This window comes from Amycolatopsis sp. NPDC102389, from assembly GCF_044765885.1.
Lineage (GTDB): Bacteria > Actinomycetota > Actinomycetes > Mycobacteriales > Pseudonocardiaceae > Amycolatopsis.
This window is the reverse complement of record NZ_JBIWKX010000055.1, coordinates 21,473-39,192: the sequence shown is the minus strand read 5'-3', so window position 1 is coordinate 39,192 and position 17,720 is coordinate 21,473. Positions and strand designations below refer to the sequence as shown.

The 17,720-nt window shown below is 68.8% G+C and carries 15 protein-coding genes; 9 read left to right on the top strand and 6 right to left on the bottom strand.

Annotation, left to right across the window (positions count from 1 at the left end; genetic code table 11):
* Positions 1-33: 33 nt before the first annotated feature.
* Positions 34-738, bottom strand: coding sequence for a S1 family peptidase (locus ACIRGA_RS32865; protein ID WP_400948523.1), 705 nt, complete (start codon positions 736-738; stop codon positions 34-36).
* Between the two features lie 349 nt (positions 739-1,087).
* Positions 1,088-1,498 (bottom strand): neocarzinostatin apoprotein domain-containing protein, encoded by a 411-nt coding sequence (locus ACIRGA_RS32860; protein ID WP_400948521.1) that lies wholly within the window; start codon positions 1,496-1,498, stop codon positions 1,088-1,090.
* 224 nt (positions 1,499-1,722) lie between these two features.
* Between ACIRGA_RS32860 and ACIRGA_RS32855 the strand changes: the two genes are divergently transcribed.
* Positions 1,723-2,475, top strand: a complete 753-nt coding sequence (locus ACIRGA_RS32855; protein ID WP_400948519.1) for a hypothetical protein — start codon at positions 1,723-1,725, stop codon at positions 2,473-2,475.
* Between the two features lie 199 nt (positions 2,476-2,674).
* On the opposite strand, the gene ACIRGA_RS32850 is transcribed toward ACIRGA_RS32855, so the two are convergent.
* Together ACIRGA_RS32850 and ACIRGA_RS32845 are read right to left on the bottom strand one after the other, a co-directional pair.
* Positions 2,675-3,715: a DUF222 domain-containing protein gene (locus ACIRGA_RS32850; RefSeq protein WP_400948556.1), complete on the bottom strand. Its 1,041-nt coding sequence runs from the start codon at positions 3,713-3,715 to the stop codon at positions 2,675-2,677.
* Between the two features lie 261 nt (positions 3,716-3,976).
* Entirely contained in the window at positions 3,977-4,543 is a 567-nt protein-coding gene (locus ACIRGA_RS32845) for a TIGR03086 family metal-binding protein (RefSeq protein WP_400948517.1), read from the bottom strand.
* 108 nt (positions 4,544-4,651) lie between these two features.
* Between ACIRGA_RS32845 and ACIRGA_RS32840 the strand changes: the two genes are divergently transcribed.
* Positions 4,652-5,197 carry a TetR/AcrR family transcriptional regulator gene (locus ACIRGA_RS32840; RefSeq protein WP_400948513.1) on the top strand — a complete coding sequence of 182 codons (546 nt, stop codon included), beginning with the start codon at positions 4,652-4,654 and terminating at the stop codon, positions 5,195-5,197.
* Positions 5,198-5,205: 8 nt separating this feature from the next.
* Here the strand turns inward: ACIRGA_RS32840 and eccCa are convergent, their stop codons facing one another.
* Positions 5,206-9,147, bottom strand: a complete 3,942-nt coding sequence (gene eccCa, locus ACIRGA_RS32835; protein ID WP_400948510.1) for a type VII secretion protein EccCa — start codon at positions 9,145-9,147, stop codon at positions 5,206-5,208.
* A gap of 152 nt (positions 9,148-9,299) precedes the next feature.
* Here eccCa and ACIRGA_RS32830 point away from each other — a divergent pair, with 152 nt between their 5' ends.
* Genes ACIRGA_RS32830 through eccD form a run of 6 tightly spaced genes read left to right on the top strand, consistent with a single transcriptional unit; the run spans position 9,300 to position 14,737 of the window.
* Complete coding sequence (locus ACIRGA_RS32830; protein ID WP_400948507.1) at positions 9,300-10,079, top strand: WXG100 family type VII secretion target; 780 nt, start codon at positions 9,300-9,302, stop codon at positions 10,077-10,079.
* 21 nt (positions 10,080-10,100) lie between these two features.
* Positions 10,101-11,156: a hypothetical protein gene (locus tag ACIRGA_RS32825; RefSeq protein ID WP_400948504.1), complete on the top strand. Its 1,056-nt coding sequence runs from the start codon at positions 10,101-10,103 to the stop codon at positions 11,154-11,156.
* A gap of 17 nt (positions 11,157-11,173) precedes the next feature.
* On the top strand, positions 11,174-12,523 hold the full coding sequence (locus tag ACIRGA_RS32820; RefSeq protein WP_400948501.1) for a WXG100 family type VII secretion target: 1,350 nt from the start codon (positions 11,174-11,176) through the stop codon (positions 12,521-12,523).
* 5 nt (positions 12,524-12,528) lie between these two features.
* Entirely contained in the window at positions 12,529-13,038 is a 510-nt protein-coding gene (locus ACIRGA_RS32815; RefSeq protein WP_400948497.1) for a hypothetical protein, read from the top strand.
* A complete protein-coding gene (locus ACIRGA_RS32810; protein ID WP_360971370.1) occupies positions 13,035-13,364 on the top strand; it encodes a YbaB/EbfC family nucleoid-associated protein in 330 nt (109 codons plus the stop codon). Before ACIRGA_RS32815 ends, ACIRGA_RS32810 begins: the two co-directional genes overlap by 4 nt.
* Positions 13,361-14,737 carry a type VII secretion integral membrane protein EccD gene (gene eccD, locus ACIRGA_RS32805; RefSeq protein WP_400948492.1) on the top strand — a complete coding sequence of 459 codons (1,377 nt, stop codon included), beginning with the start codon at positions 13,361-13,363 and terminating at the stop codon, positions 14,735-14,737. The genes ACIRGA_RS32810 and eccD overlap by 4 nt, the downstream gene beginning before the upstream one ends.
* Before the next feature lie 327 nt (positions 14,738-15,064).
* Here the strand turns inward: eccD and ACIRGA_RS32800 are convergent, their stop codons facing one another.
* Complete coding sequence (locus tag ACIRGA_RS32800; RefSeq protein ID WP_400948489.1) at positions 15,065-16,138, bottom strand: type VII secretion protein EccE; 1,074 nt, start codon at positions 16,136-16,138, stop codon at positions 15,065-15,067.
* Between the two features lie 147 nt (positions 16,139-16,285).
* On the opposite strand from ACIRGA_RS32800, the gene eccB reads away from it, so the two are divergent.
* Entirely contained in the window at positions 16,286-17,710 is a 1,425-nt protein-coding gene (gene eccB, locus ACIRGA_RS32795) for a type VII secretion protein EccB (RefSeq protein ID WP_400948485.1), read from the top strand.
* Positions 17,711-17,720 lie beyond the last annotated feature (10 nt).

Sequence of the window (17,720 nt, the reverse complement as noted above, 5' to 3'; positions counted from 1 at the left end):
CCGTTCGTTTCCGAACGGCCCTTTCTGTTCGCCTCAGACTCCCGCGGTGGTGCGGATCCAGCTGCGGCTCGCCGCGACGCTGGCGTAGTTCTGGGTGCCCTGCGGGTTCGTGCCGGAGTTGCTGCCCGTCGAGCAGACGCCGACCTGGACACCGTTCGAGAGCTGCGGGCCGCCCGAGTCGCCGTGCCAGGCGGAACCGTTGATGCCGACGCTGGCGATGGCCTGGCCGCCGTACGCGTCACTGCTGGTGCCGGTGATGCGGACGTTGGCCGTCTTCAGGACGCTCGAAGGCGGGTTGTTGCCCTGGGTGCGGCCCCAGCCGTAGATCTGGTTCGTGGTGCCGTTGGCCGGGTTCGCGGTGCCGAGCTTCATGTACGTCGTGCTGACCGCGGTCGTGAGGTGCAGCAGGGCGATGTCGCCACTCGGGGCGGCCTTCTGCTGGTCGACGTCGGCCTCGGTGCCCTGGTTCAGGTTGACGTTGCCGACCTTGACGTGCATTCCGGGCTTGTTGAGGCAGTGCTTCGCGGTGAGGACCCACTGCGGCGCGATGATCGTGCCGGAGCAGTTGAAACCGCCGAACGCGGTGGCGTCGTCCCAGTAGATCTGGGCGCCCCACGGTGCGGAGCTCACGGTGCCACCGCCGATGATGTCCTGGCCCGCGTTCGCGGCGGGGGTGGCGGCGAGGGTCAGCGCCGCGGCGGCGCCCGCCACCGTTGCGACGATCTTGGACATACGCATGAATACGCCCTTCGGCCTGCGTCGGGGAGCCCGTTCCGAGTCGAAACGGTTTCACCAAGTTAGGCGGCGGTAAGGGTTTTTGTAACCTACCGAAGTCGGTAAACATCACGAGGAGGTATTGGGAGTCCGTTGTATCCGTTTTGCTGGAAAAGCGTTCATTCGATCTGGCGGCGCCTTGCCTGCCGCGGTCGACGAGGGGATCGACTTCGCCGGGGATGGCGGGGGTGAGTGTCGGATCCGGTTTCCGGCGGGGCTCGAGGACGCGTGGATGGCCGGCGTCGCGGCAGCGGTGGCGCGACGCGTTGGACGGGCTTGGGGTGCTGTGCCTTGCGGATCGCCGCGCTGACCGTCACTGCTGAAAAGTGAGCGGCACCTTGACCAGTTCGCCGCCGGTGGAGAAATCGGTGCCGACGACCGAGCATCCCCCGCTCAACGTCTTGCAATCATAGGTGCGGTCGTCGAAGGACATATGCCGATAGACCGTCGCGGTGGTGGAAACGTCGCCGTTGGCGTCCGCTGTCGGATATCCGATGATGTAACAACTGCCGTCCGCGGTGGGGCATTCGAGGAGCAGGATCTGGCGGTTGGCGTCGAGGCCACTGGCGGTGACGGTCACGGTCTGCTCGGCGGCGAGATCGGTCGACGGTGAAACCGACATCGTCCAGGCCTGCGTCTGGGCCGCCGCCGGGCCGCCAAGGCCGACGACGGCGATCGCGGCGGCAATCGTACTCGTAACCACATATTTCGAAAACTTCATCATTTCCCCCTCTTGTCTGATTCGCGTTCTCAGCCTGCCGTCGTCAGGAGAGGCGCGTCAACCTTCGGCGCCATCATGTGCCTCGTTATCACGCGGGTCACAATCGAGTGCGTGGGATTTCTGAGGCGGATGACAAGCGTGCGGGTATGGATTGCCTTGTGCTGACGGCGCCGAGTACGGTTCGGTTCGCTACCTCGATTCCGTTGGCTGTGAAGGATTTGAGCCCTATGACTCTGGCGAATCGACGCGCCTTCCGGCTGCTGACGGCCGGCGTGGTGCTCTCGCTGGGAGCCTTTTCGCTGAGCTCGGCTTCCGCCGCCCAAGGCGAGGTCAACGCTCCGCGTGCGGACGCGCCCGCCATGGCCGCGGGTTTGAAGGCGTCGTATTTCGTGCGGAATACCGTTTCGCGTATTGCGAAGCTGGGCTCTCAACTGGCCACCGGTGAAGGACGTTTCGACGGAACTGTCGACTCGGTGAAAGAAACCCTGACGGGGTCGATCACCCTTCCGCCTACTGTGAACGCTTATTTCGTGGCTTTTCGCTTCATGCCGGTGACGAGCACTGTCAGCCTGGTCTCCGAGGGTGAACAACACGGGGTGTTGGTGAAGAACCCCGGCGACGCGGGTGTGGTGGCTCCCAGGCTTTTCCCGGACGGCAAGAAGTATCTGTCGGTGATCATCGACCTGACGCTCAGTCTCGGCCTTCGCCTGAGCGACACCAAGGTCGATGGCAAGGTGCTCGATCTGGGGCCCAACTGCAAAACGGCGGGCCCGCTGACGATCAAGGTCAAAGGACTGACCGGGCTGCAGGACACGGCGCCGCCGACAGTGCTCACGAGCAGCTTCGAGATCCCGCCGTTCTCGGGATGCGGGGTGCGGGAGGATCTGGACAAGCTGCTGACCGGCATGATCTCCGGGCCTGGCAACGAGATGAGCACCACCATCGCTGTGCGGTGTATCAGTACTTGCCCTGAGGGGTAGCCGATTCCGCGATCGTTGCTGTGCAACGGTGAACGGAACGCCGGTCGTTTGGGCGCCTGAGTGAGGGAAACTGGGCGGCCGGGATCAAGGAGCCGTCCGACGTCCCCTGGGGCGCGCGTCATTCTGGGGCCATCTCAGAGCGCGTGCGAGTGCCGCCGCCCGTCACGCGTCCGGGTAGTCGCAGGCAGGTCCGTGCCTTTCAGAAGGGTGGGGTGTCGTCGTCCTTTGGTTCGGGGCGTGGGTCGTGGAGTGGTTCGGGGGTGGTGGTGTAGGTGCGTCCGGTGGGGGTGGTGATGGTGGTGCCGCCGTTGCCGGTGGGTTCCGCTGTCCAGCCGGGTTCTTCTTTGAGCATGTTGTGGGTTTTGCAGGCGGCGTGGCAGTTGTGGTGGTCGGTGTCGCCGTGGCGGGCCCAGGTGGTGATGTGGTCGATTTCGGAGAATTCGGCGGGGCGGTGGCAGCCGGGGTGGGTGCATTCCCGATCACGGGCTTTGATCAACCTGGCGAGGGAGGCTGGGGGCCGGTAGGTGCCGGGGCCGGCTTCGAGGAGTTGCCCGGTGGTGGGGTCGGTGATCAGCCGGGACCAGGTCGAGCCGGGGTCGGCGGCGATCTCCCGGGCGAGCCAGCCGGGGATGGGTCCGTAACCGGCCAGGGTCGCGGGGTCTTCCCGGGCCCCGGTCAGGGTCAACAGGTCGACATAGACGTGGACATGCGCGCGGGGTGTGCCGTGACCGTCCTCGGCCAGGAGCCGTTCGGCGAAGATATCGGCCCGGTGCTGATCCAGCGTCCGGGATGTGTCGCTCCTGCGACGCACCGTGGCCGCGCGGCTCAGCGACGCGTAGATCGAACTGGCGACCTCGGCGGGAAGCCAGCCCGACAGTTTCGACATGGTCTCGTCCTCGTGGTCCAGCGAGACATGCCGTAACGCGCGTTTGGCCGTGGCCCGTTCCTCATAGCCGGCACGGTCGAACTTCTGCACCGCGCGATCCACCGATTTCCGGATCGCCCCGGGATCACGGCCGGCGAGACGCTTGGCCATCCACGCGTCCACCAGCGCGGCGACCTCATCGGACACCTCACGCGTCAACTGGGCCACCTTCGACGCCTTGAACAGATCGATATCACCTCTTTCCAGCGCCGCCAACGTGTTCGGCAACCGCGAGACCAGCGCACACGAGGTCTCCACCAACAGGAACGCATGATTACGGGAGACCGAGAAGGCCAACGCGACCTCCTCGGTCACCGATCTTCGCGAACCACCCACCACGGCGAACCCCGCTATCGAACGCACCTGCCGCCCCTGCGCACGACGAAGCACCAACTCCTCGTCACACGCGGCATCCAGAAAACGAGCAGCTTTCGGATTAAAAGCAAGAGACTGGGTCATGACCAAGATCATACTCGAACACGAGTTCGATCACCACTAAAAGGCAACTGCTCTGTACATTTCAATATTCCTTGGCAGCAAACGGTTTCCGATGATGGCGCGGATCCGGAGTTTGGTTTAGCTGGCGACCACGTGAAAGTCGCGGCCAAGGAAGGCGAGCAGGTGTCGATGGGCGGCCGCGTCGGCCGGGGCGGGGCGTTCGGGGCCGAACATCCCGGGCCGGCGGAAAGCCTGAAAGTCCATGCCCCGCATGGTGTCCAGGAGTTCGCCGCACTGCCGCTGGTCGATGTGATCTTCCTGGCCGGTGACGACGGCGAGGTCTGCGCCGTGGACGAGGAGTTCGGTGCGATGGATGAGCGCCGCCAAGTGTCCGGGTACGCGGCCGAAGCCCAATTGGACGGTGGTATCCAATGCGTCCGGCCGGCGCCAGGCGGCACGGTCGAGGTCGGCGGCGGTCTGGAAGGCCGCGCGATGGTCGGTGCCGAGCCAGTCGTCGTGGTGGTCCTTGTCGACGGGGGTTCCGGACAGCTCCCCGGCGAAGATCCGCATTCCGCCCACGAGGTGGTTGAGCTCGAAGCGGATGTCCCAGTCTGGGCACAGTGAAAGCTCCTGCAGCCGGTTCGCGTGGATGCCTTCGACGATGACGGCGGTCATGTCGATGGCGCTGTCGATGTGGTTGATCAAGGTAGGACTCCAGGACTTCCAGTCTTCTAAAGCAGCTTCGTGCTGCGTTAGCGACGATAGAGTGCCGTCGCGACTAAACGCAACCGTGGGCTGCGTTAGGCTGAGAAGATGGCGGAACCGACACGAAGGCCCGGAGGTCGCAGCGCGCGGGTGCGCGCGGCGGTGCACCAGGCGGTCATGGACCTGGTGGTCGAACGCGGCTACGGCATGTTCACCGTCGGGGACGTGGCCGCGCGAGCCGGGGTGGCGGACACGAGCATCTACCGCCGCTGGGGCACCCTCGAAGACCTGACCGCCGACGTGGCCTTGACCTGGCTCACCACGAACTCACCGATCCCGGACACCGGCAGTTTGGACGGCGACTTGCGCGCCTACGCGTCCGGCGTGGCGCGCGACATCGGCGGACCTGCGGGGCTGGCGATCCTTCGCCTGGTCATCGCTCTGCCCAACGAAGGCGAGGCCCGCGACCGGTTCCTCGCCGAACGCGGCAGGCAACTCCAGACGATGCTCGACCGCGCCGAGGCCAGGGGCGAACACCCGCCCGACGCCCTCGACGTGCTCGATCACATCCTGGCGCCCCTCTATATCCGCACTCTTTTCGGCACAGGCCCGCTCACCCCGGACTACGTCGACGCACTGGTCGACCGGCTATGAGCCGTCGTTCAGTCCTCCACCGGCTTCGTCCACGCCACCTGCACGAGCCCCGTCCCATGCCGCCGCGAGACCAGCACACCCCGCCCCGCGGGCTGCGGCCCCGGCTTCACATCGCCGAGCAACGCGCCCTCGTCCCGCGAGCCGGACATCACGAGACCAGGGGAGCCCAGCTCGCGGATCCGTTGCAGCACCGGCTCGAACAGGGAACGTCCGGCACCACCGCTGCCGCGCGCGATGACGAGGTGGAGCCCGATGTCCCGTGCCTGCGGCAGGAATTCCAGCAGCGGCTGCAACGGGTTCCGGCCCACGGTCGCGACCATCTCGTAGTCGTCGACGAGCACGAACAGCTCCGGCCCCCGCCACCACGACCGGTTCCGTAGCTGCTCCGGCGTGACGTCCGCGCCGGGCAGCCGGTTCCGCATGGCCTGCTGGCATTGGTCGATCAGCCCGGTCAGCACGGTTTCGGAGCCCGCGTAGCCGAGCAGATGCGAATCCAGCACCGCACCCAGCATGCCTCGCCGGTAATCGGCGACGACGATCGCGGCCTCTTCCGACGAGTACTTCGACACGATGCCCTGCGCGATCGCGCGCAGGAGCGAGCTCTTGCCGGATTCCACATCGCCGAAGGCCAGGAAATGCGGTTCGGTGGCGAAGTCGAGATGCACCGGCCGCAGGTTCGATTCCGCGATGCCGAGCGTGACCTGCTTGCGGGGCCCGGCTTCCAGCGAGTCCAGCGGGACCTCGGGAGGCAGCAGCCGGACCTGCGGCGCCGCCGCACGATTCCAGGCCGCTGAGATCCGGCGGTTCAGATCCAGGCCGCCGGCGCCGACGGTGTCCGGCCGCTGGTCCGAATCGATCCGCGGGAGTGCCGCGAGGAAGTGCAGTTTGTCCGCGGTCAGCCCTCGGCCCGGCCGGTCCGCGGGGACGTTCTGTGCGATCTTGCGGTCGATCAGCGAGTCCGCCGGTTCACCGAGCCGCAGTTCGAATTTGGTGCCGATGGCGTCACGCAACGGCGCCCGCATGCCCATCCACTGGTTGATCGAGACGACGACGTGGATGCCGAAGCCGAGCCCGCGCGAGGCCAGGCTGGTGATCTGCTCCTCCAGCTGCTCGTATTCCTGGCGGATCGTGGTCCAGTTGTCCACGAACAGGAAGACGTCGCCGAATTCGCGGCCCTCCGTGCTTTCCGTGAACTCCGAACGCCGCTGGCGGAACGTCGTGATCGACTCGATCCCGTTGGCGGAGAAGAACTCCTCACGTTGTTCGAGCAGCGTCGTCAGCTCAGCCACCACCCGGCGGCAACGCTGGGCGTCGCGCCGGGTCGCGTAGCCGGACACGTGGGGCAGCCCGGCGATCGGCGCCAGCGCGCCACCACCCATGTCCAGCACGAACAGCTGGACCTCTTCCGGCGTGTGGGTCAGCGCGAGCATCGCGGCGATGTCGCGCATCAGGGTGCTCTTGCCGCTCTGCGGCGCGCCGACGATCAGCGCGTGCCCGGCGGCACCGGAGAAATCGGCCCACAGCATGTCACGCCGCTGCTCGAAGGGCTTGTCCACCAAGGCGACCGGGATCATCAGCTTGCCGTTGCCGCCCCAGCCCAGCGGGCACAAGCCGCGTGCGGGATCTTCGCCGAGCGGCGGCAGCAGCTGGTCCAAAGTGGGCGGTTCGGCCAGCGGCGGAAGCCAGATCTGGTGCGCCTCCGGGCCTTTGCCCTCGATCCGCGAGATCATCGCGCCGATGATCGTCTCGCCGGTGCCCTTCTCGACCGGCTCCTCGGCTTCGACGGTCACCGGGATCTCGACCGGCGCCAGTGTGAACGGCATCAGGCCGAGACTTTGGCCGTCCTTGCGCACGATCTTGCTGCGCGGCGGCAGTTCCCCCGAGACATACGCGGCCTTGAGCCGGATGAGGGTGTCGTTGTCGGACTTCAGATACGCCGAACCCGGCACGGGCGGCAGCTGGTAGGCGTCCGCGACACCGAGCACCGCGCGGCTCTCCGAAGCGGAGAACGTCCGCAGGCCGATCCGGTACGACAGGTGCGAATCCAGCCCGCGAAGCCGACCTTCCTCCAGCCGCTGCGAAGCCAGCAGCAGATGGATCCCGAGACTCCGCCCCAGCCGCCCGATCGCGACGAACAGGTCGATGAACTCCGGCCGTGAGGACAGCAGCTCGCTGAATTCGTCGATGATCACCAGCAGCGACGGCAACGGCCGCAGGTTCGCGCCCGATTCCCTGGCCTTTTCGTAGTCCCGCACCGACGCGTAGTTCCCGGCCGCGTGCAGGAGTTCCTGACGCCGCAACAGTTCGCCGTTCAGCGCGTCCGCCATGCGGTCGACCAGCGCGAGATCGTCGGACAGGTTGGTGATCACGGCGCAGGTGTGCGGCAGCCCGGTCATCCCCGCGAATGTCGCGCCACCCTTGAAGTCGATCAGCGCGAGGTTCAGCTTCTCCGACGAATGCGTGACGGCGAGCGCGGTGACCAGCGTCCGCAGCAGCTCGCTCTTGCCGGACCCGGTCGCGCCGATGACGAGCCCGTGCGGGCCCATCCCGCCTTCCGCCGATTCCTTGAGGTCGAGGTCGACGGGCCTGCCCTCGGGATTGATGCCCAGCGGGATCCGCAGCCGGTCCCGCGCCGATCGCGGTGCCCAGGTGACCGCGGTGTCGGTGTCGCGCGGATCGCCGATACCGAGCAACCCCGCCAGCCCGAACGTCGCGGACATCGGCGCCTCGCTGACCACCGCCGCCCCCTGGAACAGCGGCGTCAGCATCCGGGACAGCGCCTCGGCGGCGCCGCGGTCCAAGGTGTCCGGCTTGCCGAGGAAACCGAGCCGCTGCTCCGTCCCGTCGCCGACGACCATCCCGAGCTGCTCGGGACCCATGTGCAGGCTCAGCAGCCGGTCCGACGAGACCGACCGCGGCTGCTCGGTGCCGATCTCCACCACGGTGACGCCGAGCCTGCCCTCCTCTGCGACGAGCCGCGTGTCGCCCAGCGTGTGCCCGCCGTCGACGATCACGACGATCTGGGGAAGGTCCAGCCGCGCGTCCGGCCGCCGGGTGAACGCGGGCCGGTCACCGAGGTCGGGGCCGAGGAGGTCGGCGAGCTTCCCGGAGTCGGCGTCGACGAGCCGTCGCGGACCGGCGGCGTCGGCGGCGGTCGACGCCACGTGCGGCAGCCACTTCGCCCATTCCCAGTCGTGCAGCCGGTCGTTCTTGACGCACAACGCGATCCGCAGGTCGCCGGGCGAGTGGAAGGTCGCGAGCTGGGTCAGCAGCGCCCGCGCCGTCCCGAGCGTGTCCGGGCGGCGGCCGGACAGGCTGACCTGCGCGAACGACCGCAGCGAGATCGCGACCGGGAGCCCGTCCACCGTCGAGTAGGTCCGGATGAAGTGCTTGAGGTTCGTCGAGCACACCGGATCGAGGTCTTCCAGCGGCACGGTCTGCGGCGCCTTCAACGGTGTCGCCAGCCGCTGCGGCCCGGTCCCGACGCGCACCTGCCCGAACTGCGGGTCGGACCGCCGGCGATCCCACAGCTTCCCCGTCTCGATGTACGCCCACAGATCCGCCGGGTCGGGCTGCAACGCCGCCATCGCCGCGCGCTGGCTGTCCGCGATCTCGCGGACCTGGCCGCGCAAGCCGGTCAGATAGCGCTGGTAGTCCCGGCGTTCCTCGTTGATCTGCGCCTTCTTCGCCGCGCCGCCGCGTCCCAGCGACATCACGACCATGCCCACCATCGCGGTGAGGAACAACGCGCCGAAGATGTACGTCATCACCCCGCCGTCGCGTCCGATGTAGACGAACGACATGGCGCCCATGCCCAGCATCATCGGCATGAACATCAGCAGCTGCATGGCTCCGCCGGAGGAGCCCTTCGGCAGCATCGGCGGGGACTGCAGGACGATTTCACCGGGCTGCTCGCCCAGGGCCGGCAGGCGGTCGCGAGTGGCGCTCATCAGGGTCTTTCTGGCCGCTTGTGGGTAATCCTGCCGATCATTCTGGCCACTCGTGCCGCCCTTGCGGTGGGTACTTTTGCCGTCCGCTCACGTCTGGTGGCGAACTTACGCTGCTGGTCACGCAGACGTGGGGGAACGAGAGAAGGAGAGCCATGGTCGGCACGGGCGAGTACCGGGCGGAGCCCGAGGCCATGCGCTCGGCGGTCGGGAACCTGGGCGGCATCATCATGCAGGGCATCAATGTCGTCGCCGACCTCGAACGCACCGTCCTCCAGCCGATGTCGTTCGCCACGTTCGGCAGCGCGGTGGCGGCGGCCAACACGGCCATGCAGAGCCAGCAGGTGGTCGCGGTCCGCACTCTCCTGCAACTGCTGCAGCAGATCAACGGCTTCATCAAGAGCAGCGCCGACGCCTACCAGGCCGCGGACGAGGCGGTCGCGGGCGGATACGGCGGCCGCTCCGGCGGCGGCGCGGGCTCGCCGTCGTCGTCGATCTGGGGGAACTCGCACGCTTCCGAGCTCGCGACACTGGCCATCAACGACAGCGCCGGTGGCCAGGGCGAGCCGTCTTCGGTCGGCAACGTGCTGCGCTACCTGGCGGACGCGCGGCTGGGGCAGCTCGGCGATCACCCGATCACCGACACGCGGTTCCACGGTGTCTCGGACTTCAACGACTGGCTGGCGGGCGACGCCGACAACCAGGCGCGGGCCGGGGTCATCGAGGTCTACGCCGGCACGGCCCGCAACTTCGGCGACGTGCCGGGCGGCGTGCACAGCGGCGACGTCGTCGTGGTCGAACCGCTCCTGTTCTCCGACAGCAAGCCGATCATCGCCATCGCCGGAGAGGGCGGGCTGCTCTACAACCACGGAATCGTCGACGCGGACATCAACGGCCTGGCGAAGGTCAGTGTCTACCGCCCGGCTTCCGTCTGACTTCCGGCCTGAGGAGCGACCATGCTGACTTACCCCAATTCCAGCGCGATGGACGCCACGGCGTCCTCGGGCGGGCCGATCACCATCCTGCCGCAGATCCTCACCGGCCAGCCGGAGCAGATCGCGAAGCACGTGCTCGAGGTGCTCAAGAAGGCCAACGAATTCCTCACCATGTACAACGAGGTGACGAAGGCCGCCGAGCAGCTGGGCAAGATCTGGTCCGGCGGCGCGTCGGACTCCGCGCTGAAGAAGATCACCGACTCCCTGAACTCGCTGACCAAGATCATCCAGGTCGTGCAGAAGGGCGCCGAGCTGCTCGGCATCGCGGGAACGCTGATCAAGACCGCGCAGACCGCGTACAAAGCGGTGGTCTCGGCGGTGAACCCGACGGTCGCGGGCCTGATGTCGAATCCGTGGACCTACGGTGCCGCCGTCGCGCTTTCCACCGCCACCAGTGCTTCGCTGCGCGCCTTCATCACCGCGATCGGCGCGCTGCTGAAGGCACTCGGCGTGGTCGACCTCGCCAACCAGATCACCCAGATCGCCAGCATCATCGGCGAGGTCCAGAAACTGTTCGGGCACAACGACGCCGGTGACAACGGCGCGGCGGGCAACTCCGCGGTCTCGGGCACCCCGATCACCAACCCGCAGGCGCCGGGTTCGGTCGCCAGCGGTTCGGGACAGGCCGCGATCGGCGGCTCGGGTGGCGGCTCCGGTGGCGGCGCGGGCGGTGGTTCGACGCCGGGCGAGACGCCGCCGTTCACCCAGTACCGGCCGCCGGCACTGGGCGGCAACGGATCCCAGGGCAACTGGCCGGGCGGCGCCGACGCCTGGATCCCGGTGGACAGACCCTCGGGCGGCGGCTCGGGTTCTGGCTCCAATGGCGGAGCGCTGCCGAGCGCGGGCAACGGGAACACGGTCACCATCACCACCGACCTGAGCACCGGCAAGTCCACCGTGCAGGCGCCCGGCGGGCAGGACATCGATATCGACATCGACATGGACTACGGCGGCAAGCACTTCGAGCAGCACATCGATATCGATGCGGGAGCTGACTCACCGGCGAAGGGCAGGTAGCCGTGTGGGGGAGCGGTGTGGTCGACGCGTCGGGGGTCGTCAGCTCGATCCTGTCGAATTACCGGCGGCTCGTGGTCGAGTACCAGCGGCGGGTCACCGGTGATCCTTCGGCGCTGACCTCGGCCGGTCAGCGGTGCGGCGATCGGGCGACGACGGTTTCGGGCCGGGCGGACGAGATCGGCAAGGCGGCGAAGGCGCTCAACGCGTCTTGGGAGGGCGACGCCTACACGGCGTTCTCCACCTCCGCCACGAAACTGAGCCAGGAACTCGGCGAGCTCGGCGCGAAACTGAGCGACCAGTCGAACCGGCTGCGGGCGGGGGCACAGGCGCTGCAGGGCGCGAAGTCCTGTGTGGACTCGATCCTCGCCCAGTTCGACCAGTACGCCGCGCAGCTCACCAGCCAGGCACGGACGGCGAACGCGAACGCGGTCAACGCGTTCATCTCCGCCGCCCGGCGGCTCGGTGAACAGGCCGCGCAGGCGGCACAGGAGATCGCTGACGAGCTGAGCGAAGAACTCGCGCGGCTCTTTCCGCCGGAGGGCACCGGCCGGATCGAGCACGAACTCGGCAAATGGGGCCGCGGCCCGTTGTACTGGCTCAACGGCGAAGCGCTCGACGGCCGCAAGCGTCCGCGTTCGCATCCCTCCTGGTTCGGCAATTCCGGCTGGAAGAAGCTCACCTGGGACGGTCTCGAAGGCACGCGCGCCCCGCGTGCGGGCGACACCCCGTTCGGCAGGCCGAAGCCGGAAGGTCTGCGCGACAAGGCCTGGAACAGCACCGAGATCACGTATGCCAAGTGGAAGCAGGAGCAGGACGGCTTCACCCCGGGGTGGGACGCCAAGGTCTCCTCGCAGGGCTGGGATCTCAAGGCGTCCGGCCACGCCGAATTGGCCGCCTTCAAGGAAGAACTCGAAGGCAAGAAGGAATGGGGCGTCGCGTCGGGCAGCGCCAAGGGGACCGCGTTCGTCGGCGGTGAGGTGAACGGATCGCTGCAGGCGGGCGCGCACGGTGTCGGCGTGCACGCCAACGCCTTCGTCGGCGGCAAGATCGAAGGCGAACTCGCGGCGGACGTGGCGGGCGTCGGCGTCGGCGCGAGCGGGACCCTCCAATATGGACTCGGCGCGCAGCTCGACGGCCAGGCCGTCTACGACGCCGGGCATATCAAGGTCAACTTCAAGGCGGGTGTCGCGCTCGGTCTCGGTGCCGGTCTCGGCGCGAAGATCGACATCGACCTGCCGAAGATCGCGGACACCGTCGGCGAATACGGCGGCGCGGCCGTCGACGCGGTGAGCGGCGCGGCGGGCCAGGCGGCCGACGCCGTCGGCGAGGCGTGGGACGACGCGATCACCTACGTGGGCACGTGGTGAGCGGGATGACCACGCCGGAACGAGTCTCCCTCCCGCTGGGATTCGACATCCCCGACGGCTGGGTGCCGGTCGAGCCGTCGTCCGTCGGCGCCGAGGGCGCGGTGTTCGTCGCGGTGCACCGCGGGACCGAGGCGGAGTTCACCCCGAACATCACCCTGAGCGTCGGGCAACGGCCGGACCAGGCACAGATCACCGACATCGCCGACGAGGCCGTCGAACGCCTCGGCCGGTCCATGGCCGCGCTCGAAGTGGTGCGGCGCAAGGTGATCGGCACCGGAATCGCGCCGGGGATGACGCAGGTGCTGCGTATCCGCACCGGTGAAGGGCAGGATCTCGTACAGACACAGGTATTGCTGACCGTGCCGGGGTCGATCCCGGCCGAGCGGCTGATCCTGGAGATCGCCTGCACCGCGACACCCGAGGCGGCCCGCGGCCTCGGCGACGACTTCCGGCGGTTCGTGGGCAGCGTCCACGTCCGGCGGGATACCACCGCAGATGAAGGAGAAGACTCGTGACCACCGACCCCTACGCCATGCCGGACATGGACGAGCTGCTGGACCAGGTCCGCAAGCAGACCGAAGAGGTGCAGCGCATCCAGCGTTCGGTCGAGGCGATGGAGGTCAAGGCGCACTCGCGGCAGAACGAGGTCACCGTCGTGCTGCGCGGAGACGGCCGGTTCACCTCGATCGACATCGACCCGCGCGCGATGCGCCAGTACGACGCGCGCAACCTCTCGGAGATCGTGCTGGAGGCGGTCAACAACGGGCTGCAGAAACTGGCCGAGGCCAGCAGCGCCAAATTCGCCCCGGTCATCGAGTCCGCCAAGTCGATCGAAGCATGACGGCCGCGATCGCGGGCTCCACCCGGCGCGTCACGGTGGTGACACCGCGGGCGCGCGTCGATGTGGCGTTGCCGCAGCAGAGCACGTTCGCCGAACTCGTCCCGCAGCTCGTGCGGCTCGCGGGGGCGTCGGGGCAGGCGTCGGCCGAGCATCCCGGCTGGGTGCTGTCCCGGCTCGGCGGCGCTCCGCTCGCGCTCGGGCTCACGGTCGCCGCCGCGCAAGTGCGCGACGGCGAAGTCCTCCATCTGACCCCGCGGGAACGCCCGCGGGGTCCGCTGCTGTTCGACGACGTCGTCGACTCGATCGCCAGCGTCGCCGAGGCGGGCACCGGCCGGTGGGGGCCGTCGGTGGCGCGCAAGGCGGGCATCGTCGCGTCCGTGGTGCTGCTGCTCGCCGGTGGGCTGCTGGTGCAGGCGGCGGCGTCCGGGAGCGTGCTCGCGCCGATCGGGACCGGGCTGCTCGCGCTGGTACTGGTGCTGGGTGGCGGCGCGCTGAGCCGCGCGTACGGCGACGCGGAGGCCGGTGCCGCAGGCGCCCTCGCCGGGGTCGGCGCGGCACTGCTTGCCGGGATGTCGATCCTGTCGCCGCATCCGCTGTTCTCTCTTTCGGCGGGCCCGTTGGCCGCCGGGCTCGCTGTGGTGACCGTGTACGGCGTGATCGCGGCCGTTTCGGTGGCGGACCGGCTGCCGTGGTTCGTCGCGGTGACGGTTTCGGCAGGGCTCGGCGCGATCACCACCGCCGTCGTCCTGCTGGCCGACGTCCGCCCGGTTTCGGCGGCCGCCGTGGTCGCCGTCGTGGCGACGGCACTGGCCGCGGTCGCGCCGATGATGGCGCTGCGGCTCGGCAGGCTCCCGCTGCCCCGGGTGCCCGACGACATGGACGCGTTCCGCGCCGACGAGAACCCTTCGCTCGGTGAGGACATGGTCGGCGGCACGACGTACGCTCAGGCGTTGCTGACCGGGCTGCTCGTCGCGCTCGGGCTCGTCGTGGTCTCGGCGTCGGTGGTCCTGTCGTCTTCCGGAGGGGCTTGGGAAGCGGGTCTGTGCGCGCTGCTGGGGCTGGCGCTGATGCTGCGCTCGCGCGCGTTCGCCGGCCGTTCGCAGCGGCTCGTGCTCATCGGTTTCGGTGCGGCGGCCCTGGCGGCGGCCGGTTCCTGGCTCGCCGCGGGCGGTCCGCGCTCGTTCGTCTTCGCCGCCGGTTGTGCCGTCGTGGTCGCCGCGGGCGTCTGTCTCACCTACGCGACGCGGGTCGCGAAGGGACGCCGTTCTCCTTACTGGGCAAGGACTCTCGATATCGTCGAGTTCCTGGTGCTGCTCTCGCTGATCCCGTTCGTCGGCATGATCGCCGGGGTTTACGAGGCCGTGCGAGGCTGACCCTCTCTTTACGCGTTTAGTCCTCTGAATGCTGCGTGATGGGGTCTCTCGCGGTACCGCTGGGACCTCTCTCTGTGCACGCCTCCACGCATTTAGAGGACGAACCGCGTCACGCGCCTTTCGGTTCACACGGCGCCGATCGAGCCGGTCCGAGGCGGCGGCGATGTCGCGAAAGCCACTTTCGCGACGTCTGGTGTCCCGAAAGTGGCTTTCGCGACGTCCAGGCGCAGTCCGAGACCGTGCATTCAGAGGACTAAACGCGTTACGTCCGTGGAGGATTCCTTCCCTACCCTCAGAGAAGAAAGGAATCCTCCACGGACCGTCCCCTCAGTTCTCCAGCGCCAGCGGCAGGGTCCGCCGGACCGCCGCCGCGTGCCGTCCGTGCAGCGGGGTCACCGCGATCCCGCTCGGCCGCGGCGTTTCCGCTCCCGGCCGTCCGCCGACCCGGATGGTCACCTCGGACTTCTCGCGCCCGCCGGGAGAGCGGTACAGCGTGTACGAAGTCGCGGTGAACGCCGAGCCGGGGACGTGAAGATCCAGTGTCCGCGCGAGATCCCGCTCCGACCGGGGCCGGTAGCAGACCTGCGACGCGCCGCCCCAGTCCCAAGAACGCCAGCCGTTCACCGGCGCGTCCTGACCGCTGCCGAGCGCGACACGCAGGTTCTCCGCCACCTCACCGGCTTCGAGCACGGTGCTTTCGAAGCCGGCTTCGGCCAGCGCGCCCATGAGTGACAGCGCCGCGCAGGCGGTGCTCCGCAGCGCGCCCAGCTCCCCGCCGCCCCTGGCGAGCGCCGCGATCGGCGCGTCCTCGGGCCGGTATCGGACGGTGAGCCAGCGGACCCGCAACACCGACTGTCCATTGGGGACCGTCCAGGTCAGCAGTTGCGCGCTGGACAAAGGGATCCCGGTACTCCTGTACGCGTCGCGCAGGATGCCGACGAGGGTGTCCGGCCCGGGCGCCATGGCACCGGGGGTGAGCCGGACGATGGCGCTCCAGCCGTCGCTCACCTCGGCGACGCCGAACCGGTTGCCCGCGCGATCGACGTGCTGACGTACCCGGACGGGGCCGGCGAGCCGGTGCAGCGGATCGGGGACTTCGTGTTTTTCCCGGCGCTTCAGCCGGTAGCCGGCCCAAGTGAGCACCCAGCCCGCGGCGTGGCGTCCGGCGAAGCGGACCGAGGTCGTCAGCACGAGGACGCCGGCGACGGCGGCGATACTGATCCGCGCGGCCTGGGGGACCCCGTCGACGGTGAAGGCCAGCAGGATCGCGATCCCGGCGATCTCCCAGAGCGCCGCCTGCAGCGGGCGGACCGGCAGCAGCCAGGGCAGTGGCGACGCGCCCGCGGCACCGCGCGCGGGTGCCTGTTCCTGGACCGGGCGGGCCGGGGCATCAACCGACAAGGAATTCCCCTCCTCCGTGCACGCGCCCGACGGTAGCCCCGCCCCTCGCGGGGGAGGGGCGTAAAAAATACCCTCACCGCGAACGGGGCCGGAACCTAACGTGAGCACCCTCGAAACGGGTGGGCACGAACGGCGGGGGACGGGAGCGTGTGGACGCAGCGGGACCAGATCCAGGCCTACCAATTCCTGCGCAGGAGACTGGTTTCGGCACTGGTCTCGGCTGACGCCAACCATCCGGTCGCCCCGAGCCGCAGGCTCGTCATCGGCACCTTGTGCGGCCTCGGCGTGGCGTTGCTCGTCACCGCCGTGTTCGGCGTGATCGGCCTGCTTAACCCTTCCGGCGGCAAGGACTGGCTGGCGGGCGGCAAGGTGATCGTCGAAGAGGGCACCGGCGCGCGCTACATCCTCGGCCAGGACGGCGCTCTGCATCCGGTGCTGAACTACGCCTCCGCGCGGTTGATGGCGGGCGGCAACGGCGAGGCGACCGTGACCGTCCCTTCGGACAAGCTCGCGAAGGCGCCGAGGGGTTCGCAGATCGGCATTCCCGGCGCCCCCGATTCGCTGCCCGCGGCGGCAGCGCTGGTGAACACCGCGTGGACGAGCTGCTCGCGGACGACCCAGGACGCGCCCGCGTCGGCCGAACCGGAGACGACGGTGCTCCTCGGCGCGCCCGCCGCCGGGATCGACCTGCCGAGGGATCAGGCCGTCGTGGTCCGCGTTCCCGAGGGGGACCGCTACCTCGTGACGGCCGGGCGCCGCTACAAGCTCACTTCGGAAGCCGCCACGGCGTTGCAGTTCGACACCTACCCGGCGATCGCGGTGTCCTCCCGCTGGATCGGCACCGTCGCCGCCGGACGCGATCTGGCCTACCGCGCGGTCGACGACGCCGGGCGGCCCGGCCCGAAGGTCGGCGGCGCCGCGACGAAGGTCGGTTCGGTGCTCGGCGTCGTCGACGCGATGGCGTCGCCCAACGACGCGACGTCGTATTACCTCGTCCGTGCCGAAGGCCTCGAACCGATCGGCCAGACCGAGGCGAGCCTGCTGATCAACACCCCGCAGAACGCCGACGCCTACACCGGTGTCCCGGCGCCCGTCGCGGTGCGCGCGGCCGACGTCGCCGCGGTGCCGAAGGTCGGCGCGGCGCGGGCGGGCGGCGCCGATCCCGCGGAGTATCCGGACCGGATCCCGCGAAAAGCGCCCGTTACCGGACAGTCCGTGACGTTATGCGCACAGGGTTCTCGAATCGTTACCTCCGCACAGGTCCCGTTGCCGCAAGGTGCGAAGGCGATCCCGGTGACGGCGCGGACGGACGCGTTGGTCGCCGACGCCGTCTTCGTGCCCCCGTCGGGAGGTGCGGTGGTGGCGGAATCCGGTTCCGGCACGGTCTACGTCGTCACCGACACGGGCCAGAAGTACCCGGTGGCGAGCACTGAGGCACTCGCTTCCCTGGGCTACGGCCAAGCCGAACGGCAACCGGTTCCGAATGGATTGCTGGCACTGGTTCCGCGCGGACCGGCGCTGGATCCGGCGCAAGCGGGCCGTGCGGTGTCCGCGGCGGGTGGGACGGGGTGATCGGGAACGT

What these genes read in the sequence shown, in the direction of transcription:
- ACIRGA_RS32865 (WP_400948523.1), bottom strand. Translation starts at nt 738, where the DNA reads ATGCGTATGTCCAAGATCGTCGCAACGGTGGCGGGCGCCGCCGCGGCG.
- ACIRGA_RS32860 (WP_400948521.1), bottom strand. Translation starts at nt 1,498, where the DNA reads ATGATGAAGTTTTCGAAATATGTGGTTACGAGTACGATTGCCGCCGCG.
- ACIRGA_RS32855 (WP_400948519.1), top strand. Translation starts at nt 1,723, where the DNA reads ATGACTCTGGCGAATCGACGCGCCTTCCGGCTGCTGACGGCCGGCGTG.
- ACIRGA_RS32840 (WP_400948513.1), top strand. Translation starts at nt 4,652, where the DNA reads ATGGCGGAACCGACACGAAGGCCCGGAGGTCGCAGCGCGCGGGTGCGC.
- eccCa (WP_400948510.1), bottom strand. Translation starts at nt 9,147, where the DNA reads ATGAGCGCCACTCGCGACCGCCTGCCGGCCCTGGGCGAGCAGCCCGGT.
- ACIRGA_RS32830 (WP_400948507.1), top strand. Translation starts at nt 9,300, where the DNA reads ATGGTCGGCACGGGCGAGTACCGGGCGGAGCCCGAGGCCATGCGCTCG.
- ACIRGA_RS32825 (WP_400948504.1), top strand. Translation starts at nt 10,101, where the DNA reads ATGCTGACTTACCCCAATTCCAGCGCGATGGACGCCACGGCGTCCTCG.
- ACIRGA_RS32815 (WP_400948497.1), top strand. Translation starts at nt 12,529, where the DNA reads ATGACCACGCCGGAACGAGTCTCCCTCCCGCTGGGATTCGACATCCCC.
- eccD (WP_400948492.1), top strand. Translation starts at nt 13,361, where the DNA reads ATGACGGCCGCGATCGCGGGCTCCACCCGGCGCGTCACGGTGGTGACA.